19 protein-coding genes and 1 other RNA gene are annotated in these 19440 nt (G+C 60.9%); 10 read left to right on the top strand and 10 right to left on the bottom strand.

The window, feature by feature from the left end:
- The first annotated feature begins 36 nt into the window (after nt 1-36).
- From tfpB to ACEN8R_RS25560, 4 genes are all read left to right on the top strand, one after another.
- Complete coding sequence (tfpB, locus tag ACEN8R_RS25575; RefSeq protein ID WP_111453015.1) at nt 37-1821, top strand: type IV pilus assembly ATPase TfpB; 1785 nt, start codon at nt 37-39, stop codon at nt 1819-1821.
- Nucleotides 1822-1920: 99 nt separating this feature from the next.
- A complete protein-coding gene (locus ACEN8R_RS25570; RefSeq protein WP_007940374.1) occupies nt 1921-2835 on the top strand; it encodes an SPFH domain-containing protein in 915 nt (304 codons plus the stop codon).
- Nucleotides 2836-2846: 11 nt separating this feature from the next.
- A complete protein-coding gene (locus ACEN8R_RS25565; RefSeq protein WP_018927595.1) occupies nt 2847-3284 on the top strand; it encodes an NfeD family protein in 438 nt (145 codons plus the stop codon).
- A 68-nt stretch (nt 3285-3352) separates the two neighbouring features.
- Entirely contained in the window at nt 3353-3673 is a 321-nt protein-coding gene (locus ACEN8R_RS25560; RefSeq protein ID WP_018927594.1) for a DUF2388 domain-containing protein, read from the top strand.
- A 76-nt stretch (nt 3674-3749) separates the two neighbouring features.
- Here ACEN8R_RS25560 and gcvP read toward each other — a convergent pair whose 3' ends face one another.
- Entirely contained in the window at nt 3750-6623 is a 2874-nt protein-coding gene (gene gcvP / locus ACEN8R_RS25555) for an aminomethyl-transferring glycine dehydrogenase (protein ID WP_495624433.1), read from the bottom strand.
- Nucleotides 6624-6776: 153 nt separating this feature from the next.
- Here gcvP and ACEN8R_RS25550 point away from each other — a divergent pair, with 153 nt between their 5' ends.
- The gene (locus ACEN8R_RS25550) at nt 6777-7916 is read left to right on the top strand and encodes a DegT/DnrJ/EryC1/StrS family aminotransferase (RefSeq protein WP_064621367.1); all 1140 of its coding nucleotides are present in this window, start codon (nt 6777-6779) and stop codon (nt 7914-7916) included.
- A gap of 47 nt (nt 7917-7963) precedes the next feature.
- Here the strand turns inward: ACEN8R_RS25550 and gcvH are convergent, their stop codons facing one another.
- The 8 genes from gcvH to ACEN8R_RS25510 all read right to left on the bottom strand — a co-directional run bounded on the left by gcvH (nt 7964) and on the right by ACEN8R_RS25510 (nt 16964).
- Nucleotides 7964-8347 (bottom strand): glycine cleavage system protein GcvH, encoded by a 384-nt coding sequence (gene gcvH / locus ACEN8R_RS25545; RefSeq protein ID WP_138866476.1) that lies wholly within the window; start codon nt 8345-8347, stop codon nt 7964-7966.
- Nucleotides 8348-8397: 50 nt separating this feature from the next.
- Complete coding sequence (gene gcvT, locus ACEN8R_RS25540) at nt 8398-9480, bottom strand: glycine cleavage system aminomethyltransferase GcvT (RefSeq protein WP_413697668.1); 1083 nt, start codon at nt 9478-9480, stop codon at nt 8398-8400.
- Between the two features lie 156 nt (nt 9481-9636).
- Complete coding sequence (locus ACEN8R_RS25535) at nt 9637-11253, bottom strand: ABC transporter permease (protein WP_495624432.1); 1617 nt, start codon at nt 11251-11253, stop codon at nt 9637-9639.
- A 140-nt stretch (nt 11254-11393) separates the two neighbouring features.
- Nucleotides 11394-12398 carry an extracellular solute-binding protein gene (locus tag ACEN8R_RS25530; RefSeq protein ID WP_064621035.1) on the bottom strand — a complete coding sequence of 335 codons (1005 nt, stop codon included), beginning with the start codon at nt 12396-12398 and terminating at the stop codon, nt 11394-11396.
- Between the two features lie 132 nt (nt 12399-12530).
- The gene (locus tag ACEN8R_RS25525) at nt 12531-13748 is read right to left on the bottom strand and encodes a 2-octaprenyl-3-methyl-6-methoxy-1,4-benzoquinol hydroxylase (RefSeq protein WP_495625023.1); all 1218 of its coding nucleotides are present in this window, start codon (nt 13746-13748) and stop codon (nt 12531-12533) included.
- A gap of 115 nt (nt 13749-13863) precedes the next feature.
- Nucleotides 13864-15051, bottom strand: a complete 1188-nt coding sequence (gene ubiH, locus ACEN8R_RS25520; RefSeq protein ID WP_495624431.1) for a 2-octaprenyl-6-methoxyphenyl hydroxylase — start codon at nt 15049-15051, stop codon at nt 13864-13866.
- Nucleotides 15048-16382, bottom strand: a complete 1335-nt coding sequence (gene pepP / locus ACEN8R_RS25515; protein ID WP_019650155.1) for a Xaa-Pro aminopeptidase — start codon at nt 16380-16382, stop codon at nt 15048-15050. The genes ubiH and pepP overlap by 4 nt, the downstream gene beginning before the upstream one ends.
- 27 nt (nt 16383-16409) lie before the next feature.
- Nucleotides 16410-16964, bottom strand: a complete 555-nt coding sequence (locus tag ACEN8R_RS25510) for a YecA/YgfB family protein (RefSeq protein WP_007940361.1) — start codon at nt 16962-16964, stop codon at nt 16410-16412.
- Between the two features lie 125 nt (nt 16965-17089).
- Between ACEN8R_RS25510 and ACEN8R_RS25505 the strand changes: the two genes are divergently transcribed.
- The 4 genes from ACEN8R_RS25505 (at nt 17090) to ACEN8R_RS25490 (ending at nt 18514) form a co-directional block, all read left to right on the top strand.
- Nucleotides 17090-17299, top strand: coding sequence for a TIGR02449 family protein (locus tag ACEN8R_RS25505; protein WP_007940359.1), 210 nt, complete (start codon nt 17090-17092; stop codon nt 17297-17299).
- Nucleotides 17296-17613, top strand: a complete 318-nt coding sequence (locus ACEN8R_RS25500; RefSeq protein WP_018927584.1) for a cell division protein ZapA — start codon at nt 17296-17298, stop codon at nt 17611-17613. The genes ACEN8R_RS25505 and ACEN8R_RS25500 overlap by 4 nt, the downstream gene beginning before the upstream one ends.
- Before the next feature lie 30 nt (nt 17614-17643).
- Nucleotides 17644-17822: non-coding RNA, 6S RNA (gene ssrS, locus ACEN8R_RS25495), on the top strand.
- An 86-nt stretch (nt 17823-17908) separates the two neighbouring features.
- Nucleotides 17909-18514 (top strand): 5-formyltetrahydrofolate cyclo-ligase, encoded by a 606-nt coding sequence (locus tag ACEN8R_RS25490; RefSeq protein ID WP_018927583.1) that lies wholly within the window; start codon nt 17909-17911, stop codon nt 18512-18514.
- Between the two features lie 35 nt (nt 18515-18549).
- Here ACEN8R_RS25490 and ACEN8R_RS25485 read toward each other — a convergent pair whose 3' ends face one another.
- On the bottom strand, nt 18550-18699 hold the full coding sequence (locus tag ACEN8R_RS25485; RefSeq protein ID WP_018927582.1) for a hypothetical protein: 150 nt from the start codon (nt 18697-18699) through the stop codon (nt 18550-18552).
- 200 nt (nt 18700-18899) lie between these two features.
- Here ACEN8R_RS25485 and ACEN8R_RS25480 point away from each other — a divergent pair, with 200 nt between their 5' ends.
- Nucleotides 18900-19349, top strand: a complete 450-nt coding sequence (locus tag ACEN8R_RS25480; RefSeq protein WP_064621039.1) for an EVE domain-containing protein — start codon at nt 18900-18902, stop codon at nt 19347-19349.
- Nucleotides 19350-19440: the final 91 nt, after the last annotated feature.

Here is a 19440-nt window from a genome sequence, read left to right as displayed (position 1 = left end):
CTATCCTTTGCGAACGGTTGTTCATAAGGAGCCCGCATGTCCGTTCAACTTGCCACTCAGGACCGCTGGCTGGACCTTAACGATTTGCTGCGTGAACTGGTCGCCCAGGGCTTTGTCAGCCAGGACTCTGCCGAACACGCACTCAACGCCCGCCGCCGTCACGCCACCAATGCTCAGCAACATCCGCTGGAGTTCATCGCCAGCCAACATCTGGACGACCTCAGCCGTCCCGGTAAACACCTCGATCTGGAAAGCCTGACGCTGTGGCTGTCCCAGCAGGCCGGCCAGCCTTACTTGCGCATCGACCCACTGAAAATCAACGTCGCCGCCATTACGCCGCTGATGTCCTATGCCTTCGCCCAACGCCACAAGATTCTGGCGGTGGCCATCGACCGTGATGCCGTCACCGTGGCCAGCGCCCAGCCCTTCGTCAGCGGCTGGGAAGTCGACCTGACCCACGTATTGAAACTGCCGATCAAGCGCGTGGTGGCCAACCCGGTGGATATCCAGCGCTTCAGCGTGGAGTTTTTCCGCCTGGCTAAATCGGTCACCGGCGCCACCAACGCCGATCAGAAGACAAGCAACCTGGGCAACTTCGAACAATTGCTCAACCTCGGCGCCAGCGACCAGGAGCCGGACGCCAACGATGCGCACATCGTCAACATCGTCGATTGGCTGTTCCAATACGCGTTCCAGCAGCGGGCCAGCGATATCCACATCGAACCCCGGCGCGAGCAAGGCACGGTGCGCTTTCGCATCGACGGCGTGCTGCACAACGTCTATCAATTCCCGCCGCAGGTGACCATGGCCATCGTCAGCCGCCTGAAAAGCCTGGGGCGGATGAACGTTGCGGAAAAACGCAAACCCCAGGACGGCCGAGTCAAGACCAAGACCCCGGACGGCGGCGAAGTCGAGCTGCGGTTGTCGACATTACCGACAGCGTTCGGCGAGAAGATGGTGATGCGGATCTTCGACCCGGAAGTGCTGCTCAAGGACTTCGATCAACTGGGTTTTTCCGCCGAGGACCTGCGCCGCTGGCAAGACATGATCCGCCAGCCCAATGGCATCATTCTGGTGACCGGGCCAACCGGTTCGGGCAAGACCACCACGCTGTACACCACCCTCAAAAAACTGGCGACGCCGGAGGTCAACCTCTGCACCATTGAAGACCCGATCGAAATGGTCGAACCGGCGTTCAACCAGATGCAGGTCCAGCACAACATCGACCTGACCTTTGCCGCCGGCGTGCGCGCGCTGATGCGACAAGACCCGGACATCATCATGATCGGCGAGATCCGCGACCTCGAAACCGCCGAGATGGCGATTCAGGCGGCACTCACCGGGCACCTGGTGCTGTCGACGTTGCACACCAACGACGCCCCCAGCGCCATCAGCCGCCTGCTGGAACTCGGCGTGCCGCATTACCTGATCAAGGCCACGGTGCTCGGAGTCATGGCCCAGCGTCTGGTGCGTACGTTATGCCCTCACTGCAAGGCCCCCTTGACGTTGAGCGAAGACGACTGGCAAACCCTGACCCGGCCTTGGCAAGCGCCACTGCCGACCAATGCCCAGCGCGCCATCGGTTGCCTGGAATGCCGCGAAACCGGCTATCGCGGTCGCGCCGGGGTTTACGAAATCATGCAGCTTACGGATGGCATCAAAGCGCTGATCAACCCCGACACCGATTTGCTGGCGGTCCGGCGTCAGGCGTTCAAGGAAGGCATGCGCAGTTTGCGGTTGTCGGGGGCGCAGAAAGTGGCGGCGGGATTGACCACGATTGAAGAGGTGTTGCGGGTGACACCGCAGAGTGAGCAGAAATAGGTTACAGATTGCGCTCGGATACTTCCCCCAAGTCGCATCCAAACCTTTTGCCCTACACTCTGGTCATCGCAACTCAATCCAGACTGGACAGGGACCGTTATGAGCATTGCACTGATTCTCTTCGTCGCGCTGGTCGTGGCCATTCTTTTCATGGGTTTCAAAGTGGTGCCCCAAGGGTTTGAATGGACGGTCGAACGCTTCGGCCGTTACACCAACACCCTCAAGCCAGGCCTGAGCATCATCATTCCGGTGATGGACCGCATCGGCCGCAAGATCAACGTGATGGAAAGCGTGCTGGACATTCCGCCCCAGGAAGTCATCACCGCCGACAACGCCACCGTGCAGATCGACGCCGTGTGCTTCTTCCAGGTGGTCAATACTGCCCAGGCCGCCTACGAGGTGAACAACCTCGAACATGCCGTGCGCAATTTGCTGCAAACCAATATCCGCACCGTGCTCGGGTCCATGGAGCTGGACGCGATGCTCAGCCAGCGCGACAACATCAACGAAAAACTGCTGCGCACCGTCGACGAAGCCACGGCGCCGTGGGGCATCAAGATCACCCGGATCGAGATCAAGGACATCAGCCCTCCCGCCGACCTGATGGCCGCCATGTCCGGCCAGATGAAAGCCGAGCGGATCAAGCGCGCACAGATTCTGGAAGCCGAAGGTTTGCGCGCTTCGGCGATCCTCACCGCCGAAGGCAAGAAGCAGGCGCAGATTCTCGAAGCCGAGGGCAGTCGTCAGGCGGCGTTCCTCGAAGCCGAGGCCCGGGAACGTCAGGCCCAGGCCGAAGCCCAGGCCACCAAAGTGGTGTCCGAAGCCATCGCCGGCGGTAACGTGCAGGCGGTCAACTACTTCGTCGCACAGAAGTACATTGATGCCTTGGGCAAACTGGCCTCGGCCAACAACAGCAAAGTGATCCTGATGCCGCTCGAAGCCGGTTCGATGATTGGTGCAGTCGGCGGCATCGGCGAAATCGTCAAGGCCACCTTCGACGGCAAGAAAGGCTGAGGTCGCCGCCCATGGAACTGTTCTCGTTCTGGAGCTGGCTGGCCCTGGGTGCGCTGTTGCTGATCCTCGAGGTGTTCGGTGCCGGCGGTTATCTGCTGTGGATCGGCATGGCAGCCGCCGCCGTCGGCGTGCTGAAGTTCCTGATACCGGGTTTACCCTGGGAATGGCAGGTGCTGTTGTTTGCCGTTTTTTCGATTCTCACCGCCCTGTACTGGTGGAGACGTCAGCGCAGTGTGGTGCGGGCCAGCGATCAGCCGAACCTGAACCTGCGAGGGCAAGAGCTGATCGGCAAGGTGTTCGTGGTCACTGAAGCGATTGTCGATGGCCGCGGCAAGATCAAGGTCGCCGACGGTGTGTGGATGGCCCGAGGGCCTGATGCCGCGTCCGGCAGCCGTGTTCGGGTGATCGGGCAACAAGGGGCGATTTTACTGGTGGAGCGGGCCGACTAACGTCACGGAACTCGATTGGGTTATTGGCAATCAAAGGCCGCAGTTAAAACCCAGTGGAGTCACCTTTTATGCGTCTCAAACTTGCTGTCGCTACCGTCGCCGTGTTGTCCCTTCAAGTCGGTTCGGCGATGGCTGATGACAGCTTTTTGCGTAACGTCCTTACTTCCGGTGCCACCACCGGTACGTCCTACCTGACCTCCAGGGATCACAAGCTGATCGTCGCCGCCCAGGACGACGCCGGTAGCTTTGTCGCCAGTGACGGCGCCATTCGCGGCCCCTATCTGGAAGCCGCCATGCAGAAAGTCCGCGCTGAAAACCCTGGCCTGCAAGCCACGGACATGGAACTGGCGAACGCCATCCTGGCGAAGAATGCCATCGCCTCGAAGTAAGGTTCGTTGCTGAACAAAAAATGCCGCTCTAAATGAGCGGCATTTTTTCGCCCCTGATTTGTAGGGGCGAGTGACTTCAGCGGTATTCATCCACCGGCACACACGCGCAAAACAGGTTGCGATCGCCGTAGACATTGTCCACACGGTTCACCACCGGCCAATACTTATGGGCCTTGGTGTGTGCATCCGGCGTCACCGCCTGCTCGATGCTGTACGGCCGCTCCCAGACACCGGTGATGTCGGCCAGGGTATGCGGCGAACGCTTCAGCGGGTTGTCCTCCGCCGGCCAGTTGCCGTTCTGCACCTCGTTGATTTCCGCGCGAATGCTCAGCATCGCATCGATAAAACGGTCCAGTTCCGCCTTCGATTCACTCTCGGTCGGTTCGACCATCAACGTCCCCGGCACCGGGAATGACATGGTCGGCGCATGGAAGCCGTAGTCCATCAGGCGTTTGGCAACGTCTTCTTCGCTGATCCCGGTCAGCACCTTGAGCGGACGCAAGTCGAGGATGCATTCGTGGGCCACGCGCTCGTTGCGCCCGGTGTAGAGCACCGGGAACGCCCCGGACAAATGCTGCGCCAGGTAATTCGCGGCGAGGATCGCCACCTCACTCGCATCCGCCAGTTGCGGCCCCATCATCGCGATGTACATCCAGCTGATCGGCAGAATGCTTGCACTGCCCCAAGGGGCTGCGCTTACCGCTCCGTTCCCCGGCAGCGGGCCATCGATCGGCACCACCGGGTGATTGGCGACAAACGGCGCCAGGTGCGCCCGGACACCAATCGGGCCCATCCCCGGCCCACCACCGCCGTGGGGAATACAGAAAGTCTTGTGCAGGTTCATGTGCGACACGTCGGCGCCGATATCTGCCGGCCGCGCCAACCCGACTTGCGCGTTGAGGTTGGCGCCATCCATGTACACCTGACCGCCATGGCGGTGGATAACTTCACAGATCTCGCTGATGCCTTCCTCGTAAACCCCATGGGTCGAAGGATAAGTCGCCATCAGGCAGGCGAGTTTATCCCCCGCCTCGATGGCCTTTTCTTTCAGATCTTCCAGATCGACATTACCCGCCTCGTCACACTCGACGATCACTACCCGCATCCCGGCCATTTGCGCCGAGGCCGGGTTGGTGCCGTGGGCCGAAGACGGGATCAGGCAGATATCCCGCGCGCCCTGATGACGACTCTCGTGATATTTACGGATCGCCAGCAACCCGGCGTATTCGCCCTGGGCGCCCGAGTTGGGCTGCATGCAGATCGCATCGAAACCGGTGATTGCGCAGAGCCAGCGTTCCAGTTCCTCGATCATCAAGGAATAACCCACCACCTGCTCTTTCGGCACGAACGGGTGCAGGTTGGCGAACTGCGGCCAGGTGATCGGGATCATCTCGCTGGTGGCATTGAGCTTCATGGTGCAGGATCCCAGCGGGATCATCGACTGATTGAGCGCCAGGTCTTTGTTTTCCAGCTGCTTCAAGTAACGCAGCATTTCGGTTTCGCTGTGATGGGCGTTGAACACCGGATGACGCAGATAAGGCGTACTGCGCTGCAATCCTGCAGGAATGCCGGACGCCAGGGTCTCAGCATCCAGCTCGCCGACGTTGAGCCCATGGTCGGCACCGAGAAATACATCGAACAGCTTCGCCACGGTGCCTTCGTCACAGGTTTCATCGAGGCTCAGGCCCAACCGCCCGCGACCGAGAATGCGCAAGTTGATCTGCGCCGCCTGGGCACTTTCGATGATCGCGGTCTGAGTGCCACCGACCTCCAGGGTCAGCGTGTCGAAGAACTGTTGGTTCACACGTGTAACGCCATGGCGTTCCAGACCGGCGGCGAGGATGCAGGTCAGCCGATGGACACGCTGGGCAATATTTTTAAGCCCTTCCGGGCCATGGTAGACCGCATAGAAACTGGCGATATTGGCCAGCAGCACCTGGGCGGTGCAGATATTCGAGTTGGCCTTCTCCCGGCGAATGTGTTGCTCGCGGGTTTGCAGGGCCATGCGCAGGGCGACATTGCCGCGAGCATCTTTCGACACGCCGATGATCCGCCCGGGAATCGCGCGTTTGTACTCGTCGCGGCTGGCAAAAAACGCCGCGTGCGGGCCGCCGTACCCCATGGGCACGCCGAAGCGCTGGGATGAACCGAACACCACATCGGCGCCCAACTCTCCCGGCGGAGTCAGCAACAACAGGCTGAGCAGGTCGGTGGCGACGCAGGCCAAGGCTTGCTGGGCATGCAGATGATCGATCAGCGGACGCAGGTCGCGAATTTCGCCATGGGTGTCGGGATATTGCAGCAACGCGCCGAACACTTGATGCTGCTTCAAGTTATCCACAGCGTCGATGACCAGGTCGAAACCGAACCCTTCGGCCCGGGTCTGCACCACGGAAATCGTCTGCGGGTGGCAGTTTTCGTCGACGAAGAACAGATTGCTTCTGGACTTGGCGACACGCTTGGCCAGCGCCATGGCCTCGGCGGCCGCCGTGGCTTCATCCAGCAGCGAGGCGTTGGCCAGTTCCAAGCCGGTCAGGTCGATGGTCAGTTGCTGGAAATTCAACAGCGCTTCGAGCCTGCCTTGGGCAATCTCCGGTTGGTAAGGCGTGTAAGCGGTGTACCAACCGGGATTTTCCAGAACGTTGCGCAGGATGACGGCTGGCGTGAGGGTGCCGTGATACCCCATGCCGATCAGGCTGGTCCAGACCTGGTTCTGTTCGGCGTAGCCGCGCAGTTTGGCCAGTGCGGCTACCTCATCGAGGGCCGGCGGCAGGTCCAGCGGTCGGTTCAGGCGGATTCCCGGCGGCACCGTCTGCTCGATCAACTCGACGCGGCTGCCAAGGCCCAGGCTGTCGAGCATCGCCTGCTGCTCGGCGGCATCGGGCCCGAGGTGGCGGCGCAGGAAGGTATTGGGGTCGCGTAACTGGCTCAAGGACGGCAACTGGGACATGACGGGCTCTCTCATGACTGGCGCTCAGCGTCGATGCAACTCGGTCAAACCAGCATAGCAGTCGATACCGGCACGGATGGCGTGGCGCTGTCGGTCAATCCGGATCATTATGCTCGGCGCCTACAAACGTTCGCTGATCGGGTATCCACATTTATGAGCCAACTGTCTTTCCTGCCCTTCTCCAAACCCACCATCGATGAAGCCACGATTGCCGCTGTCGGCGATGTGCTGCGCTCGGGCTGGATTACCAGCGGCCCCAAGGTGCAGGCTTTTGAAGCGCAACTCTCGGAATATTTCGGCGGGCGCCCAGTGCGTACGTTCAATTCCGGCACCTGCACCATGGAGATCGCATTGCGAATTGCCGGCGTCGGACCGGGTGATGAAGTGATCACCACGCCGATTTCCTGGGTGGCCACCGCCAACGTGATTCTGGAAGTTGGCGCCACGCCGGTGTTTGCCGACATCGACCCAGTCACCCGCAATATAGACCTGACGCAGCTTGAAGCAGCGATTACCCCACGCACCAAAGCCATCATCCCGGTGTTTCTCGCGGGACTGCCCGTGGACATGACGCGCCTTTACGCGATTGCAAAAAAGCATGGTTTGCGAGTGGTGGAAGATGCCGCCCAAGCATTGGGTTCGAGCTGGAACGGCCAGCGAATCGGTGCGACTGGCGATTTCGTGTCCTTCAGTTTCCAGGCGAACAAGAACGTCACCTGTTCAGAAGGCGGTTGCCTGGTACTGAACAACGCCGAGGAAGCGCGGCTGGCGGAAAAGTACCGCTTGCAGGGCGTCACCCGAAGCGGTTTCGACGGGCTGGACGTTGATGTGCTGGGCGGCAAGTTCAACATGACCGATGTCGCTGCAGCCATTGGCCTGGGGCAGTTTGCCCACATCGAAGCGATCACCGCTCATCGTCGTGAGCTGGCCAAACATTACTTCGCTTGCTTCGGCGAGGACTTCGAAGCGCAATACGGTGCTCAACTGCCCCCGGCGGATTTCGAGAACAGCAATTGGCATTTGTTCCAACTGGTGCTCCCGGAACGCCAGGATGGCAAACCGGCACGGGCCACTTTCATGGAGCAGATGCAGGCACTGGGAGTGGGTATCGGCTATCACTACCCGCCGATCCACCTGCTGAGTCTTTACCGCGAACGCGGGTTCAAGGAAGGCATGTTCCCGGTCGCCGAACGGGTCGGACGACTGATCGTCTCGCTGCCGATGTTCACGGCCATGGATAAAGCGGATGTCGAGCGTTCGGTGGCTGCGGTGAAAGCCGTGTTGCGGACTTGATTCGGCCTTTGCAGGAGCTGCCGAAGACAGCTCCTGCAAAGCGGGCATTACTCGCCGATGGCGGCCTTGTAGCCCATCGGGTCGAGCAGCTTGTCCAGCTCAGAGGTATCGCTTGGCTCGAGTTTGAAGAACCAGCTGTCATAAGGCGCGCTGTTGACCAGTTCCGGGCTGTTGGCCAACTCTTCGTTGACGGCAATGACTGTGCCGGAGACCGGCGAGTAGATATCCGACGCAGCCTTGACCGACTCGACGACACCCGCAGCCTCACCGGCAGCGAATACTTTGCCGATTTCCGGCAGCTCGACGAACACCACATCACCCAAGGCTTCCTGAGCATGGTCTGAAATACCCACTTTCACGCCGCCATCATGGTCTAGACGGGCCCATTCGTGACTTTCGGCAAAACGCAGGTCGACAGGAATTTCGCTCATGTTCTGTGTCCTCAAGAAAAATGTCGGCAGTCATTGACCGCCAAAAAAGGTTAGATCAAGGTTTTGCCATGGCGTACGAAGGTCGGCTTGACCACTCGAACCGGGTACCACTTGCCACGGATTTCCACTTCAGCGCGGTCGGCGGTAGCCGCCGGCACGCGCGCCAGTGCAATCGACTTGCTAAGCGTAGGAGAGAAACTACCACTGGTGATCTCCCCTTCGCCAACATCGGCGATGCGAACCACCTGATGAGCCCGCAGAACGCCACGTTCTTCAAGGACCAGACCGACCAGTTTGTGCTGCACGCCAGCGGCCTGCTCGGCCTCCAGGGCGGTGCGGCCAAGGAACTGGCGCGTGGCCGGTTCCCAGGCAATGCTCCAGGCCATGTTGGAAGCCAATGGCGAAACGTCTTGATGAATATCCTGACCGTACAGGTTCATGCCGGCTTCGACCCGCAAGGTATCGCGCGCCCCGAGGCCGATCGGGGAAATTCCTGCGCCCACCAGATCGTTGAAAAACCCCGGCGCCTGATCGGCCGGCAGCACGATTTCCAGACCGTCCTCACCGGTGTAACCGGTGCGGGCGATGAACCAGTCACCGTCGGCCTGACCTTCGAAAGGTTTGAGCTGCTGGATCAACGTAGCGCGGGACTGGGTCACCAGTTCGGCAATCTTGTGCCGGGCGTGAGGCCCTTGAATGGCCAGCATCGCCAGTTCGGAGCGCTCGTTGAGCCGCACATCGAAGTCGCCGAGATGAGCCTGCATCCAGGCCAGGTCCTGATTGCGGGTGGAGGCGTTGACCACCAGCCGATATCCGTCATCGAGGCGATAGACGATCATGTCATCGACGATACCGCCGTGCTCGTTGAGCATGGCGCTGTACAAGGCACGGCCGGGGCTGTGCAGGCGCTCGACGTCGTTGGCCAGTAAGTATTGCAGCCAGGCCTTGGCCTGGGGGCCGTCGACATCGATCACGGTCATATGGGATACATCGAAAACCCCGCAATCGCGGCGCACCTGATGGTGTTCCTCGACCTGCGAGCCGTAATGCAGAGGCATATCCCAACCGCCAAAATCGACCATCTTCGCGCCGAGGGCGAGATGAAGGTCATACAGAGGCGTGCGCTGTCCCATGGGTTTCTCCTTCCGGGCGTGGCGAAGGTGCGGACAGCCGCTGTACGGGGTGAAATGCCTTGAAATACAGGCTTTCAGCCGATTTCAGCAACCCGGTCTGAAAGACGGACCGCACCGAATGCCGCGCATTGTAGCCGCAAGGTGTAGGACTGACACCTAGCCGTTTCGATGCGCCGACCTTCTGATTAATCCGATGACCGGCAACAGCCCGACCAGAACCAGGGTCAGTGCCGGCAACGAGGCCCTCGCCCACTCGCCTTCGCTGGTCATTTCAAAGATCCGCACCGCCAGCGTGTCCCAGCCGAACGGGCGCATCAGCAGGGTCGCGGGCATTTCCTTGAGCACGTCGACGAACACCAGCAACGCAGCGCTCAACGTGCCCGGAAGCAGCAGCGGCAGATACACTTTGAAAAACAGTCGTGGCCCACTGACGCCAAGGCTACGTGCTGCTTCGGGCAAAGAAGGCCGTATACGCGCCAGGCTGCTTTCCAGCGGCCCGTAAGCCACGGCGATGAATCGCACCAGATAGGCCAGCAACAACGCCGACAGACTGCCCAGCAGCAACGGTTTGCCCGCGCCGCCAAGCCAGCCCGACAGCGGAATCACCAGTTCGCGATCCAGATAACTGAACGCCAGCATGATCGATACCGCCAATACCGAGCCCGGCAGTGCGTAGCCGAGGTTGGCCAGGCTGATTCCGGAACGGATCGCCCGGGTCGGTGCCAATCGACGGGCAAACGCCAGCAGCAGCGCGACGCTGATGGTGATCAACGCCGCCATGCCGCCCAGGTACAGGGTGTGCACGATCAGCCCGGCATACCGCTCGTCCAGATCGAAGCGCCCGCGTTGCCAGAACCACACCAGCAGTTGCAGCACGGGAATGACGAAGGCGCAGGCGAACACCAGACCACACCAGCTCATCGCCGCCAGCGCCTTGACCCCATGCAGGTGATACAGCGCCTTGACCCGCGGCCGTTCGTTGCCCGCCCGGTTGGCGCCGCGGGCACGGCGTTCGCCATATAACACCACCATCACCACTAACAGCAGCAGGCTGGCCAGTTGCGCGGCGGTGGAGAGACTGAAAAAGCCGTACCAGGTCTTGTAAATGGCGGTGGTGAACGTATCGAAGTTGAACACCGACACCGCACCGAAATCCGCCAGGGTTTCCATCAGCGCCAACGCCACCCCCGCGCCGATCGCCGGACGAGCCATGGGCAACGCCACTCGCCAGAACGCCTGCCACGGGGATTGCCCAAGGACTCGCGCCGCTTCCATGAGGCCTTTGCCCTGAGCCAGAAATGCAGTGCGCGCCAACAGGTAAACGTAGGGATAGAAAACCAGCACCAGCACCAGAATCACGCCACCGGTGGAACGCACTCGCGGCAGCCTCAGACCACTGCCGAACCATTCGCGCAACAGGGTTTGCACCGGCCCGGCGAAATCCAGCAGGCCTACGAAGACAAAGGCCAGCACGTAGGCAGGAATCGCGAACGGCAGCATCAACGCCCAGTCCAGCCACCGCCGCCCCGGGAACTCACAGAGGCTGGTGAGCCAGGCGAGGCTGACGCCCAACAGCGTCACGCCGATGCCAACGCCGACGACCAGCGTGAGGGTATTGCCCAGCAGCCGCGGCATCTGCGTACCCCACAGGTGGGACCAGATCTGCTGATCGATGGTTTGCCAGGAAAGAAGCAGGACGCTCAGGGGCAGCAGGACCAGCGCAGCGATGGCGAAGACCAGGGGATACCAGCGGCGTTGGGCGGGGTGGGCCAAGGAAAAGCTCTCGGGTAAATCAACGAAGTGTATGCAAACCGCAAAAAGATCGCAGCCTACGGGAGCTCCTACGTCGGGATGGTATTTACCCGGTAGGAGCTGCCGCAGGCTGCGATCTTTTGATCTTTAAAACAGCAGACTCAGTTCCAGCCGACCCGATCCATCATCCGAATCGCTTCAGCCTGACGCTTGCCGGCGATTTCCACTGGCAAGGTATCGGCCACGAACTTGCCCCAGCTCGCGACTTCAGCCGAAGGCGGAACGGCAGGGTTGGCCGGAAACTCCTGGTTCACGTCAGCGAAAATCTTCTGCGCTTCAGGCGTGGTCATCCACTCCACCAGCGCCTTGGCGGCTTCCGGGTGCGGTGCATGTTTGGTCAGGCCGATACCCGACAGGTTGACGTGCACGCCACGGTCGCCCTGATTCGGCCAGAACAGTTTCACCGGCAGGTCCGGCTTCTGCTTGTGCAGACGGCCATAGTAGTAAGTGTTGACGATGCCGACGTCGCACTGACCGGCATTGATCGCTTCCAGCACGGCGATGTCGTCGGAGAACACGTCGGTGGACAGGTTGTTGACCCAGCCTTTGAGGATCTTCTCGGTTTTCTCGGCGCCATGGACTTCGATCATGGTGGCGGTCAGGGACTGGTTGTAGACCTTCTTCGCCGTGCGCAGGCACAGGCGGCCTTCCCACTGTTTATCGGCCAGCGCCTCGTAGGTGGTCAGCTCACCGGGTTTCACCCGGTCGGTGGAGTAGGCGATGGTCCGCGCCCGCAGGCTCAAGCCAGTCCAGGCATGGGAGGATGCGCGGTATTGCAGCGGAATGTTGGCGTCGATCACCTTGGAGGTGAACGGCTGGAGGATGCCCATCTGCTCGGCCTGCCAGAGGTTGCCGGCATCGACGGTCAGCAGCAGGTCGGCAGTGGCGTTTTCGCCCTCGGCCTTGATCCGCTGCATCAGCGGCGCTTCCTTGTCGGTGATGAACTTCACCTGTACGCCGGTTTTCTGGGTGTAGGCATCGAAGACCGGTTTGATCAGCTCATCGATACGCGAGGAGTAAACCACCACCTCGTCGGCAGCCTGGGCGGCGGTGCTGCCTATCAGGGTCAGGGCCAGTGCGGTCAGTAGACGCTTGGGTGCCAACATGGAAGCGGTCTCTCGAAATGGGGAAGTGAGGCCAAATGATAAGGACTCACATTTCGCTTCTCAATCGAACACTGGGTGGAGGAGTTACCAGATGTTGCACAATCGAATGAATGACAATGTGGCGAGGGGGCTTCAGGCCTTGGCCAACGCCGGCAGATCCCCGATCAACCCAAGCGCTTCGCGCACGAACAACGCCTTGGCCTCGGGCATCTGGTCGACCATCTTCAACCCGGTATTGCGCAACCAGCGCACCGGCAACGGATCGGCCTGGAACAGCCGTTCGAACCCTTCCATCGCCGCCATCAACGCCAGGTTGTGGGGCATGCGCCGACGCTCGTAGCGACTGAGCACTTTCACATCCGCCAACCGCTCACCGCGCGCGGCCGCTTGCAGCAGTACTTCGGCCAATACAGCGGCATCGAGGAAACCGAGGTTCACGCCCTGCCCGGCCAGTGGATGGATGGTATGGGCCGCGTCGCCGATCAGCGCCAGACCTTCTGCCACGTAACGCTTGGCATGACGCTGACGCAGCGGCACGCAAAGACGCGGGTCGGCGCTGAGCACCGTGCCGAGGCAGCCTTCGAAGGCCCGCTCCAGCTCCTTGCAGAAGCTTTCGTCGTCCAGCGCCATCAGGCGTTCGGCTTCGCTCGGCGTGGTCGACCAGACAATCGAGCACCAATCCTGCTGGCCGTCCCGTTCCAGCGGCAGAAACGCCAGCGGGCCGTTGTCGGTGAAACGCTGCCACGCGGTCATTTGATGCGGTTTGGAACAGCGCACACTGGTGACGATCGCGTGGTGCATGTAATCCCATTCGCGGGTCGCAATGCCGGTCAGGCGCCGCACCGCCGAGTTGGCGCCATCCGCCGCGATCACCAACGGTGCCCGCAAGGTGCGGCCATCGGCCAGGGTCAGCAGCCAATCGTCACCGGAACGGCGCATCTGCTCTAGACGTGCGTTGGCCAGCATCCCGAGGTCGCAGTCGTGCAGCCGGTCGAGCAAGGCATCCTGAACCACACGGTTCTCGACGATATGCCCGAGTACGTCGGCATGTACGCTGGTCGCCGAGAAATGGATCTTCCCGGTGCCGCTGCCATCCCAGACGTGCATGTCGGTGTAAGGACTGCTGCGCCGGTTGGCGATGCCGTCCCACACGCCCAGGCGTTCGAGTATTCGTTGGCTGGCCGCCGACAGGGCGCTCACCCGTGGTTCGAACGGCGCCTGACCATCGAAGGGTTTGACGCTCAGGGGGCTGCCATCCAGCAGCAAGACTTCGAGTCCACTGTTTTGTAACGCCAGCGCCAAGGCGCTGCCGACCATTCCGGCCCCGACAATCAGCAGATCTGCGCGCATTTCCATGCTTTAGGCCTGTCTCTCTTGCGGCTTGAGCCGCAGGTAAAGGGTTCTCTCGACGCGCGTCACCGAAGTGCTCGCGTCGTCATGAATATTGATGTGCAGGTGCGCCCGCTTAAACATCGGGACGTGTACCCAGGCCCATGGCCTGCCGGGCGAACCAGCGCTTGGCCGGCGGCAGCAGATCGAGACCGAGCAGGCCGATGTTGCGCCCCAGGGAAACCAGCGGCTGGGTGCTGCCAAACAACCGGGTGACCTGATCGGAGAAACCCACGGTCAGGTTCTGGTCCAGACGCTGACGCTCGCGATAAGCCTGCAAGGTCGCAAAGTCGCCGAGCGCGGTCTCGCTGCTCAATAAGGTGTCAGCCAAAGCCTGGGCATCGCGCAGGGACAGGTTGAAGCCTTGTCCGGCAATCGGGTGCAGACTGTGCGCGGCGTTGCCGAGGATCGCCAGATGCGGGCGGACTTGCTCCTCGGCTTCGATCAGCGACAGCGGATACAAATTGCGGGCGCCAACCTGTTTCAGCGTGCCGAGGCGATAACCGAACACGCCCTGCAACTCGTTGAGAAAGCTGCGGTCATCAAGGGCCGCCAACCGTTGCGCGTCCATGCCCAGACGGGTCCAGACCAGGGCGCAGCGGTTTTCCGGCAGCGGCAACAAAGCCATTGGGCCGTCGTCAGTGAAGCGTTCGAAGGCCATGCCGTTGTGCGCTTCGCTCGGAGTGATGTTGGCGATCAGCGCGCTCTGGTTGTACGGGCGCTTCTTGATGCCGATCCCCAGCTGTTCACGCAGGCCCGAACGGCCGCCATCGGCCAACACCGCGAGGTCGCATTCCACCAGGGTTTCATCGTTGAGCGTCAGGCGATAGCCGTCGGTCAGCGGCTCCATGGCGGTGACTTCCGCCGGGCAACGCCAACTGATCACGTCCTTGTCCAGGCTGTGCCAGAGGCATTGGCCGAGCCAGGCGTTTTCCACCACATAACCCAGTGCTGGAACGCCCTCTTCCATCGCCGACAACCGCGCGGTGGAAAAACGCCCACGGTCGGAGACATGAATCTGCTTGATCGGCTCAGCGCGGCGGGAGATTTCCTGCCACACGCCCAGCCGTTGATAAATCTGCCGGGCGCCGAACGACAGCGCTGAAGAGCGAGCGTCATAGCTCGGTTGGTACGTATCGCCGGGGGCAAAGGGTTCGATCAGCACGATCTTCCAGTCACGGGCCTTGGCCCCGGCCTGCAACGCCAACGCCAGGCTGGCGCCAACCAGGCCGCCGCCGATGATTGCCAGATTGACTCGACTCATGCCGCTTGTGTCCGTGCGGCGGCCATCAAGGCCTCGATCTCGGCGACCGTTTTCGGTACGCCGCTCGTCAGGATTTCACAACCGGTTTTGGTGACCACCACGTCGTCCTCGATGCGCACGCCAATGCCGCGCCATTTCTTCGCCACGTTCTGGTTGTCCGGGGCAATGTAGATGCCCGGCTCGACCGTCAGCGCCATGCCGACTTCCAGCACGCGCCATTCGCCGCCGACCTTGTACTCGCCGACATCATGCACATCCATGCCCAGCCAGTGGCCGGCGCGGTGCATGTAAAACGCCTTGTAGGCTTCGCTGGCGATCAGTTCATCAACCTCGCCCTGCAACAGGCCCAACTTCACAAGGCCCGCGGTAATGACGCGAACCGTGGCTTCATGCGCCTGATTCCAGTGTTTGTTCGGTGCGATTTCGGCAAACGCCGCTTCCTGGGAAGCCAGCACCAGCTCGTAGATCGCCTTCTGTTCCGGTGAATACTTGCCGTTGACCGGCCAGGTGCGGGTGATGTCGCTGGCATAGCAGTCGATCTCGCAACCGGCGTCGATCAGCACCAGATCGCCATCTTTGAGCACCGCGTCATTCTGCTGGTAATGCAGGATGCAGCTGTTGCGCCCGGCGGCGACGATCGAACCATAGGCCGGCATCTTCGCCCCGCCCTTGCGGAACTCGTAATCGAGCTCGGCTTCGAGGCTGAACTCATGCAAACCGGCACGGCTGGCCTGCATCGCCCGGATATGCGCCTGGGCGGAAATCCGCGCGGCTTCGCGCATCACCTTCACTTCTGCCGCCGATTTATACAGGCGCATGTCGTGCAGCAGATGATCCAGGGCAACGAATTCGTTCGGCGGCTGGGCACCGAGATTCGCCTTGGAGCGGATCACGTTGATCCAGTCCATCAGGTGCCGATCGAATTCCGGATTGCTGCCCATGGCCGAATACACCCGGTCGCGGCCTTCGATCAGGCCCGGCAGGATGTCGTCGATGTCGGTGATGGGGAAAGCGTCGTCGGCGCCGAAGTCGCGGATCGCGCCTTCCTGGCCGGCGCGCAGGCCGTCCCACAGCTCACGCTCGGCATTGCGTTCACGGCAGAACAGGATGTACTCGCCATGTTCGCGACCGGGAATCAAAACGATAACGGCCTGAGGCTCGGGAAAGCCGCTGAGGTACTGGAAGTCGCTGTCCTGACGGTAAACGTGCTCGACGTCACGGTTGCGAATGGCAACCGCGGCGGCGGGCAGGATGGCGATGCTGTTGGGTTCCATCTGCGCCATCAGGGCCTTGCGGCGACGGCTGTATTCCGATTTCGGGATATGAATCATGGGCAGATGGCTTTTCCTGGCTCGCGATTAATGCAACGACGGTTTGGCGGCTGCTTCGTCGGTTTTCTTGGTTTCAGTGAACAGCAGCAACGGTGCGACGCGCAGGTACTCCATGACTTCCATGTAGTCGCTTTCGCCGTCGTCGGACTCTTCCAGGGCGTCTTGCACCTGAGAAATGGCGGCCAGATCCTGCAGCACTTCAGTCGCTTCAGCGCTGAGGGCATATTCGCGACGGGTCAGGCCGAAGCCAGTGAGAAAGCCCTGGCACCACTGGCCCAGCGCGGCTGCGCGCTCGGTGAGCGGCGCGTCGTCGCTCGGCAGCAGCAGAACAACGGTCATGTCGTCGCTGGTAAGCTCGCCCTTGACCATCTCTTGCAGGCCGATCAAGGCGTTGCGAACGTTGTCTTGCGGCTCGCCTTCGAGCAGCTCGGCGGCGTCTGCCAGCCAGCTGTCGGCATCGAAACCGGCACCGGCGCAGCTACGGCCGAGCAGCAGGCCGTGCAACTCGGCAGGCGAGACGGGATGGCCGCTGGTACTCAGCAGGGTGGCGAAGGCTTGGTACGGAGAATTCTGAATGGGCATGGGTAGCTAGGCGCCAGACGGCGCTATGTCTAGAATGAAGGCCTTGTATCCTACATCGACAGACTCGCCAAGACTATTAAAGGCTGTCCGCCAGCTACCTCCCATCAGACGAACACGTGGACACAATGGAAGACACCGACCTGCAAGCGCTGATGGCCAGACTCGAGCTGCTGATTACCCGAGTCGAGCAACTAAAGAGTCAAAACGCACTCTTACTAGCTCAAGAAAAGACCTGGCGCGAGGAACGCGCGCACCTCATTGAAAAAAATGAAATCGCCCGGCGTAAGGTCGAATCGATGATTTCGCGCCTCAAGGCCCTGGAGCAAGACTCATGAGTTCAAGCAATAGCGTTACCGTGCAGATCCTCGATAAAGAATATTCGATCATCTGCCCCCAGGAAGAGCGCAGCAACTTGATCAGCGCCGCCCGCTACCTGGACGGCAAGATGCGCGAAATCCGCAGCAGCGGCAAAGTCATCGGCGCCGACCGCATTGCCGTGATGGCTGCGCTGAACATCACGCACGACCTTCTGCACAAGGAAGAACGTCCAGATGTGCAGGCCAGCGGTTCGACCCGCGAACAGGTTCGCGACCTGCTGGACCGCGTCGACCTGGCGCTGTCGACCGATCCGGATGTCACCAAGGGCTGATTCGCCAGGCCGCTTGAGTTATACTCGCATCACTCCCTGGGGTGCTTGCCAGTTGACCACGTCCCTGAGCCGATTCGCACTACCCTGGAGGTTGCACGTTGGGCTGGTGTGCATGTCCGCTAGACGGAAAGCCTTAAAGCCTACTGCATCTTCCACCTTGAACTTTCGGGTTCAAGGGCTAAGTCAGCAGCGGTTCATCCGGGGAGCCTGATTTCAATCCGATGCCGGTTTTCATACCGGCATCGGCATGTTTACGGGTACGCTTTTAGTACTCGCACTTCTGAAGCCTGAATCCATGACCGAACCTGCGCTGCTGCCCCGACCGCAACTTCGACGCATGCTGCGCAAGGCCCGCCGCGCACTGACCCCCAGTCAGCAGCGCGAGGCCGCTCGCGGGCTGTATAAGCAATTGGCCCAGCACCCACTGTTCCGCCGCGCAAAACACATCTCCCTGTACCTGCCCACCGACGGTGAAATCGACCCGCGTCTGTTGATGCGTGCCGCGCAACGTCGGGGCAAGGCGACGTACCTGCCGGTACTCAGCGCCTGGCCGCGAACCAAAATGGTGTTCCAGCGGATTCGTCCCGGTGAAAAACTCAAACCCAACCGTTTCCGTATTCCAGAACCACGGGCCAATATCGCCCGGCAACGCAAGGTCTGGGCGCTGGATCTGGTGTTGCTGCCATTGGTGGGGTTTGACGATGTCGGCGGACGCCTGGGTATGGGCGGCGGCTTCTACGACCGAAGCCTGGCGTACCTGGCGCGCCGAAAAAGCTGGCACAAGCCGACGCTGCTGGGCTTGGCCCATGAATGTCAGAAGGTTCAACGATTGGCTCAGGCGAGCTGGGATGTGCCGTTGCAGGGCACGGTCACTGACAAGGCGTGGTATTTCGCGGACTAGACGCCACTGATATCAGCGGCGTCCAAAAGACGGGCTCAGCGCTTGAAGGCCGACGGCTGTTGCTGCGCGATCTCGACGGGAGCATCGGGTTTGTTGTTCCACAGGCTTTGGGCATAGCCGGTGGTCACGACACCAAGGCCGAATAAAATAACCAAAATCCATAGTAAATCCGGTTTGCGTTTCATCGACTGCCCCCCAAAGGCACATCAACACGATGACAGCAGCGGTTTCCGTTGTAGGTGTAGGCCGTGCAGCAGCGTCAAGCTAAGAAGGCCGGCATTTTGCGACAACGTGAACCGACACGCAAACGCTGGCGTCAACCGACTGTCGGTTTGTCATAAAATTGCCTGACCACTTGCCCACCCACCTCGCAAGGAGCAAAAACATGGCTTATTGGCTGATGAAATCCGAGCCCGACGAACTCTCCATCAAAGACCTGGAGAAGCTTGGCCGAGCGCGCTGGGACGGGGTTCGCAATTACCAGGCGCGCAACTTTTTGCGGGCCATGGCAGTGGGCGACGAGTTTTTCTTCTATCACTCCAGCTGCCCTGAGCCGGGGATTGCCGGGGTCGGAAAGATCGTCGAGGCAGCGTATCCGGACCCGACGGCGCTGGAACCCGAGAGTCATTACTTCGATCCGAAGGCCACTGCCGAGAAAAACGCCTGGAGCGCGATCGATGTCGCTCACGTCGAGACGTTTTCCAAGGTGCTTAAACTCGATTATCTGAAGCAGCAAACGGCACTCGCCGAGATGCCACTGGTGCAGAAAGGCTCGCGCCTGTCGGTAATGCCGGTGACAGCCGAGCAATGGGCAGTGGTGCTTAATCTGCGCTAAATACTGCGCTACAGCCTGTGACTCTGGCTTACCTTGCCAAACGGTCAGGCTTACCCCTCAGTTGACTGACATCAAGTCGCCCTAGCACTTT

The organism is Pseudomonas sp. Pseusp15, from assembly GCF_059492165.1.
Note: the sequence above shows the minus strand (reverse complement) of the source record. Positions and strands in the feature narration are given on the sequence as shown.

Bases quoted from the DNA above. Each gene is read 5' to 3' on its own strand.
- ACEN8R_RS25570 (WP_007940374.1), top strand. From the start codon at position 1,921: ATGAGCATTGCACTGATTCTCTTCGTCGCGCTGGTCGTGGCCATTCTT.
- ACEN8R_RS25505 (WP_007940359.1), top strand. From the start codon at position 17,090: ATGGAAGACACCGACCTGCAAGCGCTGATGGCCAGACTCGAGCTGCTG.
- ACEN8R_RS25550 (WP_064621367.1), top strand. From the start codon at position 6,777: ATGAGCCAACTGTCTTTCCTGCCCTTCTCCAAACCCACCATCGATGAA.
- gcvP (WP_495624433.1), bottom strand. From the start codon at position 6,623: ATGTCCCAGTTGCCGTCCTTGAGCCAGTTACGCGACCCCAATACCTTC.
- gcvT (WP_413697668.1), bottom strand. From the start codon at position 9,480: ATGGGACAGCGCACGCCTCTGTATGACCTTCATCTCGCCCTCGGCGCG.
- ACEN8R_RS25485 (WP_018927582.1), bottom strand. From the start codon at position 18,699: ATGAAACGCAAACCGGATTTACTATGGATTTTGGTTATTTTATTCGGC.
- ACEN8R_RS25565 (WP_018927595.1), top strand. From the start codon at position 2,847: ATGGAACTGTTCTCGTTCTGGAGCTGGCTGGCCCTGGGTGCGCTGTTG.
- ACEN8R_RS25530 (WP_064621035.1), bottom strand. From the start codon at position 12,398: ATGTTGGCACCCAAGCGTCTACTGACCGCACTGGCCCTGACCCTGATA.
- ACEN8R_RS25490 (WP_018927583.1), top strand. From the start codon at position 17,909: ATGACCGAACCTGCGCTGCTGCCCCGACCGCAACTTCGACGCATGCTG.
- ACEN8R_RS25480 (WP_064621039.1), top strand. From the start codon at position 18,900: ATGGCTTATTGGCTGATGAAATCCGAGCCCGACGAACTCTCCATCAAA.
- ACEN8R_RS25500 (WP_018927584.1), top strand. From the start codon at position 17,296: ATGAGTTCAAGCAATAGCGTTACCGTGCAGATCCTCGATAAAGAATAT.
- tfpB (WP_111453015.1), top strand. From the start codon at position 37: ATGTCCGTTCAACTTGCCACTCAGGACCGCTGGCTGGACCTTAACGAT.
- ubiH (WP_495624431.1), bottom strand. From the start codon at position 15,051: ATGAGTCGAGTCAATCTGGCAATCATCGGCGGCGGCCTGGTTGGCGCC.
- ACEN8R_RS25525 (WP_495625023.1), bottom strand. From the start codon at position 13,748: ATGCGCGCAGATCTGCTGATTGTCGGGGCCGGAATGGTCGGCAGCGCC.
- ACEN8R_RS25510 (WP_007940361.1), bottom strand. From the start codon at position 16,964: ATGCCCATTCAGAATTCTCCGTACCAAGCCTTCGCCACCCTGCTGAGT.
- pepP (WP_019650155.1), bottom strand. From the start codon at position 16,382: ATGATTCATATCCCGAAATCGGAATACAGCCGTCGCCGCAAGGCCCTG.
- ACEN8R_RS25560 (WP_018927594.1), top strand. From the start codon at position 3,353: ATGCGTCTCAAACTTGCTGTCGCTACCGTCGCCGTGTTGTCCCTTCAA.
- gcvH (WP_138866476.1), bottom strand. From the start codon at position 8,347: ATGAGCGAAATTCCTGTCGACCTGCGTTTTGCCGAAAGTCACGAATGG.